This window comes from Klebsiella sp. HMSC16A12 (genome assembly GCF_001808265.1).
Classification (GTDB): Bacteria; Pseudomonadota; Gammaproteobacteria; order Enterobacterales; family Enterobacteriaceae; genus Klebsiella; species Klebsiella pneumoniae.
Genome location: NZ_KV792637.1, coordinates 21,272 through 31,421, shown reverse-complemented (window position 1 = coordinate 31,421; position 10,150 = coordinate 21,272). Strand labels below are relative to the sequence as shown.

8 protein-coding genes, 1 other RNA gene and 2 pseudogenes are annotated in these 10,150 nt (G+C 47.9%); 3 read left to right on the top strand and 8 right to left on the bottom strand.

What is annotated here, in order from left to right; translation table 11 throughout:
- The 5 genes and pseudogenes from HMPREF3140_RS27740 to smpB all read right to left on the bottom strand — a co-directional run.
- Positions 1-2,611: AAA domain-containing protein (locus HMPREF3140_RS27740; protein ID WP_077270461.1), on the bottom strand; the 2,611-nt coding region annotated here is incomplete at its 3' end.
- 324 nt (positions 2,612-2,935) lie between these two features.
- A pseudogene (locus tag HMPREF3140_RS29375) lies at positions 2,936-3,499 on the bottom strand (tyrosine-type recombinase/integrase); the annotation flags it as partial.
- 63 nt (positions 3,500-3,562) lie between these two features.
- Positions 3,563-4,165: pseudogene (locus HMPREF3140_RS29370) on the bottom strand (integrase arm-type DNA-binding domain-containing protein); the annotation flags it as partial.
- A 165-nt stretch (positions 4,166-4,330) separates the two neighbouring features.
- Positions 4,331-4,693: a transfer-messenger RNA gene (ssrA, locus tag HMPREF3140_RS20945) on the bottom strand.
- A 144-nt stretch (positions 4,694-4,837) separates the two neighbouring features.
- Positions 4,838-5,320, bottom strand: coding sequence for an SsrA-binding protein SmpB (smpB, locus tag HMPREF3140_RS20940; protein ID WP_002914164.1), 483 nt, complete (start codon positions 5,318-5,320; stop codon positions 4,838-4,840).
- Between the two features lie 149 nt (positions 5,321-5,469).
- Between smpB and HMPREF3140_RS20935 the strand changes: the two genes are divergently transcribed.
- Together HMPREF3140_RS20935 and HMPREF3140_RS20930 are read left to right on the top strand one after the other, a co-directional pair.
- Positions 5,470-5,907: a type II toxin-antitoxin system RatA family toxin gene (locus tag HMPREF3140_RS20935; RefSeq protein WP_004174798.1), complete on the top strand. Its 438-nt coding sequence runs from the start codon at positions 5,470-5,472 to the stop codon at positions 5,905-5,907.
- Positions 5,897-6,187 (top strand): RnfH family protein, encoded by a 291-nt coding sequence (locus tag HMPREF3140_RS20930; RefSeq protein WP_004145682.1) that lies wholly within the window; start codon positions 5,897-5,899, stop codon positions 6,185-6,187. The genes HMPREF3140_RS20935 and HMPREF3140_RS20930 overlap by 11 nt, the downstream gene beginning before the upstream one ends.
- A gap of 66 nt (positions 6,188-6,253) precedes the next feature.
- On the opposite strand, the gene bamE is transcribed toward HMPREF3140_RS20930, so the two are convergent.
- The 3 genes from bamE to nadK all read right to left on the bottom strand — a co-directional run bounded on the left by bamE (position 6,254) and on the right by nadK (position 9,369).
- Positions 6,254-6,595, bottom strand: coding sequence for an outer membrane protein assembly factor BamE (gene bamE, locus HMPREF3140_RS20925; protein WP_002914160.1), 342 nt, complete (start codon positions 6,593-6,595; stop codon positions 6,254-6,256).
- A gap of 147 nt (positions 6,596-6,742) precedes the next feature.
- Complete coding sequence (gene recN, locus HMPREF3140_RS20915; RefSeq protein WP_023313494.1) at positions 6,743-8,404, bottom strand: DNA repair protein RecN; 1,662 nt, start codon at positions 8,402-8,404, stop codon at positions 6,743-6,745.
- 86 nt (positions 8,405-8,490) lie between these two features.
- Positions 8,491-9,369, bottom strand: coding sequence for an NAD(+) kinase (gene nadK, locus HMPREF3140_RS20910; RefSeq protein ID WP_002914158.1), 879 nt, complete (start codon positions 9,367-9,369; stop codon positions 8,491-8,493).
- Positions 9,370-9,493: 124 nt separating this feature from the next.
- Here nadK and grpE point away from each other — a divergent pair, with 124 nt between their 5' ends.
- Positions 9,494-10,084, top strand: a complete 591-nt coding sequence (gene grpE, locus HMPREF3140_RS20905) for a nucleotide exchange factor GrpE (RefSeq protein WP_023285468.1) — start codon at positions 9,494-9,496, stop codon at positions 10,082-10,084.
- The last annotated feature ends 66 nt before the right edge of the window (positions 10,085-10,150 follow it).

Sequence of the window (10,150 nt, the reverse complement as noted above, 5' to 3'; positions counted from 1 at the left end):
AGCAAAAGTTCGATTTATTCAACAAAGCCCGATACGGTGGCAATTGATTGTGATCACCGATCATTAATCGTCGGTAGGATAATAAAAGTGGGCTTATTAATTCTATACCTGTAACCTTTCCACTTTCTTCCATGATCGACCAATCAAATTGTGCTCTTTCTTTTATCATTCTCTCTACATAATCTGAATTAGTTGTAGCAAATATTAAGCTTGCTGATTTAATTAGTTGATTAATTAGTGGGTATCTCTTTACTGGAGGAGCTTTAAGCAAACTGGAAATATTACTTTTTAAACTTTGATTGGAAGAGTTTTTGTATAAAGGGCTTTCTACGAACTTCCGCAAATATTCTAATCCAGTTTCATCGGCACTGTTTAATATTATATTATCTTCGCCAGATATTTTGTTGCATCTAATAATTATGGGATCATTTGTATGTTTGTTTTCAGTAAGTAAATCTTTGACAACTTCGTGATATAGATGTTGAACGGTTGCATGACTTTGTGCAGTAAAGAGTATCCTGCTATTAGGTTCTTCTTTAAAGATAAATTTAGAAATTGCTTTGACTAAGTGAGTTTTACCTACTCCCGGTGGACCTTGTACAAGGTTCATTGGCAATGTTGATAATACTTTTGTAAAAACTCTTTGTTTAGATTCATCCAATGAGTCCATTATATCTTTTGCATTTATATCTTCATTGCTTACTGTGAGATTTGAATTAGGGGAAGTAATTACATTCATCAATTCGATATGATTTTCAAGCATATCCAATGTATTTGCATGTCTTGTTATTTGGCGCAGAGTTCCTTCAATCGAGTCGGGAACAATATAAAAATTCCTCCATTCTGGAAGAGGTTTTTTAGAGATGAAGCTATATATTTCTTGATTGTCTTGATCTGTTTCATAGCCATAAAACTCTAAAAGAATCTCTTCGTCAACTCTACTGAAATCATTATTGTCTACTAAACTCCAAGATACCTTATCGTTGTTTTCACTACTATTTATAATTTTTTCAAGCCTGACAGATGGTGAGTCAATACTTAGCGACTTAGACAGTTCCTCCGTTGTTTCGTCAAATTTGGGAATGAATTTAAAGATCCATGAGCTAATATTATCTGGTTCGCTTTCTTCACTGATGTTTTCTACAGGGAAAATTTCTGCTTTTGCATATGCGATATTTGTAATATGAACGGCAGTTAGGCCCTCCAATAATCGAAGATGTTCTTCATTTCTTTTGTTTTTAGTTTTACCTATATCTTTGAAAATCATTTCCCAAGACAGTAGGCTTAATGAGTTATCATTACTATTCAAAAATTTCCTGGCTTCGTAATGAGTATAACATGATATATTATTACTATTTAGTTCAATGTAATTATCTTTACCAAAGAATCTATTTGGCAACTCTAAATATGCATATTGTGAATAACCTAAATCCCATGTTTTGTCACTCGTTCGATGGTCAGGTTGAAATGGTGTTAGTACATAAAAAAGTTCTTTCCCTTTCAATACTACATCATATCGATTGTGTTCTGAGGTATTAACAAATAATACTGGTGAATCTGATAAATCTTCGCTTACGAAACTCTTTATTATATCAGAGTCATCTCTGGATATTGTGAATTCACTTTTCTCAAAGATTATTTTTTGTATGCAGTGAAATAGCTCTTTTTTATCTTTGGTATTATCAGATTGTTCATACTTAGTGTTTATTGCTAACCCATGAATAGTTTTCGTTTTTTTATAGAATTCAGTAAGCTCATCAATTATACCATCTAAAAACTGTAGAATATCTTTTTCACCAAGAAGTTCTTTTATAGCATTTTGCTGAATAGGTTGGATTCCTAATAGACTACGAATTATAGCTACTTCACTAATTGTCAGATCGTACTTAGAAATGAAGTATTCTGCTGGGAACTGCAGAGATTTAATTTCATTTATATCTATTTTTAAAAAGTTTGCTATTAAAATTCCTAAATCGATCCAATCTGTAGCAAAAGTTGATATTTTACCGTGTTCACCAACAGGCTCAATTTTAGCTCTGGTAAGTGTAGGCATTCGGATTGACCACTCGAAGCCGGTCAATTGAAAATCGTTATAATCATCTGATTCATAATCATATGTTAGAATTGAATTTTCATCTAAATGTCGATGTAACAACCCTTGCGCATGAAGCAAACCAATAGCATTTGTAATTCTACAGATATTTTTCCAGAATCTGATTCTAACTGCTGGATCTTTTAAACGGGTGAGCCAGTGGCTTTTTCTTGGGAGAGATAATGTTCTTTTATTCAATAAGTAAGAAGTAGGTACTCTTCCATCAGAATTTAAAACAAGATAGTACCCTTCATTTGTTTTTTTTGATTCAACAGGATTTACTATATAATCTCCTACTCCAGGATATCCCTTTAACCTTTGTAGTTGTCGTAATTCATGTTGCCAAATACTTTCAAGAACTTGTTCATCACTTGAGGTATTTCTTGGCCAATGTTTGATAATGTAACTCTCTCCATCTTTAAGGGTAAGAATTACTTCAGGAATATTTTTATTTGATTCTGTTTTTAGTAGATTTCTTTCTATAATCTCATAATTATCAAACAGTTTATTTTCACTCATAGACCAACCTTATTCATAAATGCTGTGTGAACTTTACGGATGAGAATTGTACATTTAAATGCTACCGCCCCAACATATGCATGTATGCTGTACATTGTATTTATTGCTAACATAAAAAAGCAATATATACAATGAGTTAAGTAGTGTTGTTTGGTTTGGATCAAAAAAAAGCTTCTGAAATTATTTGACCAGCTATTGCTTAATCTCAGAAGCTAAAACAGGGCTTTAATTGGTTAATGCTGGGTGTATGGTTCTAAGTTGTTCGTTGAAAAATAGAGATGCAATTCTAGTAATTACATTTGTTTATTATGTGTTTTTTAATTATTAAGCTGCAATAGCTTTTAGCCTGTGAGCTTGCACATAGTCACTCCACCATTGCATGAGAACTACCCGTTCCGCGAGATACTCAGCACGATTGTAAGCTGCAGTTATTTCATCTTTCTTCGAGTGGGCAAGGGCCGCTTCTAAGACATCTGTCCTGAACTTACCAGACTCCTCTGCGGCCGTTCGTGCAATAGATCTCATTCCATGGGCTACAAGCTCTCCCCCAAAGCCCATACGGATTATGGCAGCATTAGCTGTTTGTTCATGCATATGGTTAAGAGGAGCCTTTATGCTGGGAAACACCCATTCACGATGCCCACTTATCGCTTTCATTGAATCCAATACTCGCAAAGCTTCTTTACTTAATGGGACCTTATGTGGCTTCTTCATTTTCATAAAATCGGATGGTATGTTCCACATTGAGTTGTCAGTATCTATATCGGCCCATCTTGCACGAACAGCTTCGCCGGGACGAACCCAGGTTAGTAACTGCCATTCAATCAGCAATCGTGTCTCCATACGGACTGAGGCGTTGTTTAACACTGTAAGGAAGCGGGGGAGTTCGGTTGGGGGCAGGGCTGGCATGTTCTGTTTCTTCGGCTTACTAAATCTCTGGGCAAGATTGTCAGCCGGATTGAATTCTATGAGTTCTTCTGTTGCTGCATAGCGGAAAATTTCATTCAGGCGGGATATGATGCGTCGAAGTGTTTCAAGGACACCTCGTTTTTCTATGGGGTCTAAATGCTATTTAAGCATTTTAGGGCGAATCTCCTTAATGGGGGTATCACCCAACGTTGGAAAGATATTTCTCTCTAGACTTCTCCAGATGTCGTTAGCATGATCCTGGGAGATGCCTGACGTTTTGACTTTCTCATCAAGCCACTTCTTGGCTACTGCTTGAAATGTGTGTTCCGTGGCATCTTTCAGGGCATTGGCTTTCTGGGTGTTATGAACTTGTGGATTTATACCATTCGCAAGCAAGGAAAGGTATTCATCTCGCAAGGCTCTTGCTCTTGCCAGTGTGAGGTGAGGGTAGGTCCCAAGGCTCATTTTGGTCCTTTTCTTACTCACCGGCACTGCATACCTGAAATACCAATTCTTCTTCCCTCCTTTCGAGAGGGGAGCGATTCGTAGGATCAAACCATCACCGTCAAACAAGTTGATTTCTTTGTCAGTTGGCTTGGTGCTTTTGATTTCAGTGTCAGTAAGCTTCTTAGCGATTTTTGCCATTTTGGGACCCTCAAGTTTTGGACCCTTTATGTTGGGTCCCAAAAAGGGTGCCATAACGAGTAGCTTCTAGCAATTCTCGGTAGACTACCATAGACGTAAAAAAGCCCGCAGAGCTTGTGCTGTGCGGGCTTAGTAGACTTTACTGAACTTCAGTACATCAATATTTGGTGGAGCTGGCGGGAGTTGAACCCGCGTCCGAAATTCCTACATCCTCGGCACTACATGCTTAGTCAGTCTTTACATTCGCTTGCCAGCTGCGGACAGACACGCCACTAACAAACTAGCCTGATTAGATTTAACGCTTCAACCCCAGGCAGGGCATCCACGCGATCTCTTTTGGGTTTGACCTCTCTTTGATCCCCGTCTTAAGAGCGGAAGCTAGGGAGAGAGGGCTCAGAGCAGGTTATTAAGCTGCTAAAGCGTAGTTTTCGTCGTTTGCGACTATTTTTTGCGGCTTTTTACGAGGCCAACCGCCCCTCGGCATGCACCTTGGGTTTCGCAAATCCCGTCGAATCCAGAATCAGCCCCAATGTGTAGGTCAAGTATAACAGATTTGTGAATGTCGTTACCAGCCCCATCACGCAGGATTATTTAAGCAGGGTGGACGAAAAAGCAGCATCAACAAGGATATAGCGTAAGGGCCAGCGAGAGCTGGCCCTCGGGGAGGGGAGATTAACGTCCGGCGTGCTTCATAATACGCGCCTTATCCAGCGCCCATTCACGATCTTTCAGGTCGGTACGCTTGTCGTGCTGTTTCTTACCTTTGGCGACGCCGATTTTCACTTTGCACCAGGCGTTCTTCCAGTACAGCGACAGGGCGACGACGGTGTAACCTTCGCGGTTAATGCGGCCGTACAGCGTGTCGAGTTCGCGCTGGTTGAGCAGCAGCTTACGGGTGCGCGTCGGGTCGCAGACATAGTGGGTGGAAGCCACGGCCATGGGCGTAAAGTTGGCGCCGAACAGGAAGGCTTCGCCATCCTTCAGGATGACATAGCTATCGCCGATGTTGGCTTTGCCTGCACGCAGGGATTTGACTTCCCAGCCCTGCAGGGCGAGACCAGCCTCGTATTCATCTTCGATAAAGTATTCGTGACGGGCGCGTTTATTCAGCGCAATGGTGGCTGATCCAGGTTTGTGGGCTTTTTTCTTAGTCATAATGTCCTGAAGTCATCGTCTTATACACAGTTACCTCGATCGCATCCTGCGAGGTGTACTGCGCATCTTAGCACGAGTTGCGGCACAGCGTTTTTTTTAGCAGCAGATAAATGATATTATTTGCACTGTGTTTAAATGTGGAACCTGCTATGCCTCAGATTAGCCGTACTGCGCTGGTGCCTTTCAGCGCGGAACAGATGTATCAACTGGTAAACGATGTGAAGTCCTATCCTGATTTTCTGCCAGGCTGCACCGGTAGCCGCGTGCTGGAATTGGGGCCGACGCAAATGACGGCGGCGGTTGATGTGTCCAAAGCCGGCATCAGTAAGACCTTCACCACACGCAATACACTGACCAGCAACCAGAGCATTTTGATGAGCCTGGTGGATGGCCCGTTCAAGAAGCTGATTGGCGGCTGGAAGTTTATTCCGCTGAGCCCCGAGGCCTGCAAAATCGAATTCCATCTCGATTTCGAGTTTACTAATAAACTGATTGAGATGGCTTTTGGCCGGATCTTCAAAGAGCTGGCCGCTAACATGGTGCAGGCGTTCACTTCGCGCGCCAAAGAGGTTTACAGTGCCGGCTAATATTCGTGTTGAGGTCGCTTACGCGCTGCCTGAAAAGCAGTACCTGCAGCGGGTCACCTTGGACGAGGGGGCGACGGTCGAGCAGGCGATTATCGCCAGCGGTCTGCTGGCGCTGCGTGATGACATCGATCTGGCGAAAAACAAGCTGGGTATCTATAGTCGTCCGGTAAAGCTGCATGACGAAGTTCACGACGGCGACCGGGTGGAAATCTATCGTCCGCTGATCGCAGACCCGAAAGAGCTGCGTCGCCAGCGGGCAGAGAAAAGCGCCGCAAAGTAACCTGCAGCAGACCGACTATCAGCCATAAAAAAAGCGCTCATCGAGCGCTTTTTGCTTTTCCGGGCCTTACTGACTGGTCAGCGCAGGCTTGTTATCAATGTTAGTCAACACACCGCCGCTGTTGAAGGTCAGGGTTAGGGTCTGCTGAGTCACTTTCTGGTGGCCCGGCTCCTGACGGAAGACATAGAACCAGGTATTGGTGCCGAACGGATCCGTCATCATTGGCGTCCCCAGAGCATAAGCTACCTGCTGTTGCGTCATACCGACACGAATTTTTGCTACATCGTTTGGTGCCAGATAGTTACCCTGGTTGATGTCAGGACGGTAAACCACTCGTTCCAGAGTGGAACAGCCTGCGGTCAACATAAGAAGAACCGCTGCGGCAGCAGTCAGCGTTTTACAGCGCATAGTGATTTGATTCCTTTTTGGGCCCGAGCAGTACGTGGCTCATCTGTAATATGCCGATAATAATAGACCTTCGCGCCGTTGGAAACCTCCGGCTGCAGGTCAGCAGGCAATTTGCTGTTCACTATGACCCTGTGAAAATCAAAAAGTTTACGCCGCAAGCAACTCTTTCGCGTTCGCCAGGGTGTTGCGCGTGACTTCGCTGCCGCCCAGCAGACGGGCCAGCTCCTGCAAGCGAGCACGTTTATCCAGCGGCTGCATATGGGTTTCGGTCATCTCGCCATCGGTCTCTTTGCAGACAAAGAAATGATGGTGGCCGCAGCCTGCGACCTGCGGCAGGTGGGTCACGCACATCACCTGCGTGGACTCGCCCAGCTGGCGCAGCAGCTTGCCGACCACGGCGGCGGTCGGGCCGCTGATACCGACGTCCACTTCGTCGAAAATCAGCGCTGGGGTTTCCATTTTACGCGCGGTGATCACCTGAATCGCCAGCGCAATGCGCGACAGTTCGCCGCCGGAGGCCACTTTGGCGATTGGCTGCAGCGGCTGACCGGGGTTAGTGGTGACGCGGAACTCAATATGGTCGGCGCCGTCGGCGGTGAGATGGCGTTCATCGAACGCGACCTCAATCGCGAAGACCCCGTGCGGCATCGAAAGTGAGTGCATACTCTCAGTGATAAGCTGGGTCAGCTCGTCGGCGCTGGCCTGGCGCAGGGCATGCAGCTGGCGCGCGGTCTCCAGCGCCAGCTGATGATGTTCGACCACCTGCTGGCTGAGGGATTCCAGCGAGCCGGCGCTGTCGTCCAGCAGGCGCTGCTCTTCCAGCATCGCCTGATAAACCGCCGGCAGCTCTTCCGGCATCACCTGATGTTTACGCGCCAGCGCGATTTGTCGGGAAATCCGTTGCTCAAGTTCAAACAGACGGTTCGGATCGAGATCCAGACGGTCATGGTAGTGGCGCAACTCGTCGCTGGCCTCGCTGAGCTGAATGGCCGCCTCTTCCAGCATATCCAGGACGCCGGAAAGCTTGCTGTCCATGCCCACCAGCTCGCTGACCAGCTGCCTCGCGGTATAAAGCTGGCTCTGCAGATTGGCCTCTTCGCCGTCCGTCAGTACCGTAAGGGCGTGCTGGCAGGTGCTGAGCAGCTGGCCGCTGTTGGCCAGGCGCTTGTACTCTTCGTCAATCTGCTCGAATTCTCCCGGCAGCGGGTTAAATTCGTTCAGCTCTTTAAGCTGATACTGCAGCAGATCGGCGCGGGCGGCGCGCTCCTGGCTCTGCTGCTGATGCTGGGCCAACTCGCGGCAGCTCTGGTGCCACTGGCGATAGTGCTCGGCCATACGCTGAGTAAGCGCATACTCACCGGTATAGCCGTCGAGCAGCGTTTTTTGGTGTTCGGGTTTGGTCAGCAGCTGGTGGGCATGCTGGCCATGGATCTGGATCAGCAGCTGGCCCAGCTCGCGCAGCTGCGAGAGCGGGACGGCGGTGCCGTTGATGAAGCCGCGCGAGCGGCCGTCGGCGCTGATCACCCGGCGAAGTAAACACTCACGCCCACTCTCCAGCTGATTCTCTTCCAGCCAGCGCTGGGCGGCAGGGGTATCTTTCAGCGCGAAGCGCGCGCACAGGTCGGCACGGGTGGCGCCGCGACGCACCATGTCGGCTTCAGCTCTGCCGCCGAGGCACAGCCCCAGCGCGTCGATGGCAATGGATTTCCCGGCGCCGGTTTCCCCGGTGATGGCGGTCATGCCGCTGTGGAAATCAATTTCCAGTTCACGAACGATAGCAAAATTACTGATGGTGAGTTGCGCCAACATAGCTGCCTTCCTGTATGAAAAACCAATACTGTGTTTTCGTACAGTATAGACTGGTTTTTTATCCAGTAAAGAGGCAGCCGTGAAAATCAGAACAATTTTTTCGACCAGCCGAGCTTGGTGCTTAATGTATTGAAATAGCTGTAATCTTTAGGGTGAATCAGATTGAGGTGATAATCACAGCGGCGAATGAGGACATCTTCGCCATCCTGGATCGGCAGGGCAATCTGGCTGTCGCAGCTGATCTCCAGATCGCTGCAGCGGTGAGAGAAGCGTAGGCGGATGGTGCTGTCGCCGTTGATCACCAGCGGTCGCGCTGAAAGGGTGTGCGGGAACATCGGCACCAGGGTGATGGCGTCCAGCGACGGTGTAAGGATTGGGCCGCCGGCCGACAGCGAATAGGCGGTGGAGCCGGTCGGAGTGGAGATAATCAGGCCATCGGATCGCTGAGAGAACGCAAAGACTTCGTCGATATAGACTTCGAACTCAATCATATGCGCCACTTTGCCGGGGTGCAGCACCACTTCGTTGATGGCGGTGCTGATACGTTTCTGGCAATCCTGCTGACACACCTGGGCCTCCAGCAGAAAGCGTTTCTCGGCGATGTAGTGGCCTTCCAGCACGTCGGCGAGCTGCTGCAGGGCGTTGTCCGGGTCAAGGTCGGTGAGAAAGCCGAGGTTGCCGCGGTTAATGCCGATGACGTTAATGTCGTAACGGGCCAGGGTCCGCGCCGCGCCGAGCATATTGCCGTCGCCGCCCACCACCACCGCGAGATCGGCCTGTTGGCCAATCTCCGCCAGCGTGCCGGTTTTCACGTTGCTGAGCTGAAGTTCATGGGCGATCTGCTGTTCAACCAGCACTTCATACCCTTTGCTGCACAGCCAGCGCCAGAGCATTTCATGTGTGGTCAGGGCGGTGGGGTGACGAGGATGTCCCACAATGCCGATACACTTGAAATGGTTCTTCATGATCTGGATGTCCTTGCGTTAAATGAAATAGTGACAATCTGTCCGCTTCCCTTGAAACCCGGAAACTGATCCCCATAATAAGCGAAGTTAGCGAGATGAATGCGAAAAAAACGCGGAGAAATTCATGAGTAGTAAAGAACAGAAAACGCCTGAGGGGCAAGCCCCGGAAGAAATTATCACGGAGCAGCGCGACGACGTTGAGGCGGTAGAGCCTGAAGTTTCGGCTGAGCAGGTGGATCCGCGCGATGAAAAAATTGCGAATCTGGAAGCCCAGCTGGCTGAAGCGCAGAAACGTGAACGTGAAGTGATGCTGCGTGCCAAAGCCGACGAAGATAACCTGCGTCGCCGTACCGAGCAGGATATCGAGAAAGCGCACAAATTCGCGCTGGAAAAATTCGTCAATGAACTGCTGCCGGTGATCGACAGCCTGGACCGCGCGCTGGAAGTGGCCGACAAGGCTAATCCGGAGCTGGCGCCGATGGTGGAAGGGATCGAACTGACCCTGAAATCTATGCTGGACGTAGTGCGTAAGTTCGGCGTGGAAGTGATCGCCGACACCAACGTTCCGCTGGATCCGAACGTCCACCAGGCCATTGCGATGGTCGAGTCTGAAGATGTGGCGGCGGGCAACGTGCTGTCCGTGATGCAGAAAGGTTATACCCTGAACGGCCGTACTATTCGCGCCGCGATGGTGACGGTAGCGAAAGCGAAATAACGCTTGCTGCCTTGCTCAACGGCTGCCTGCGGGCGGCCGTTTTTTATGTCATCGCTGCTGACGCGA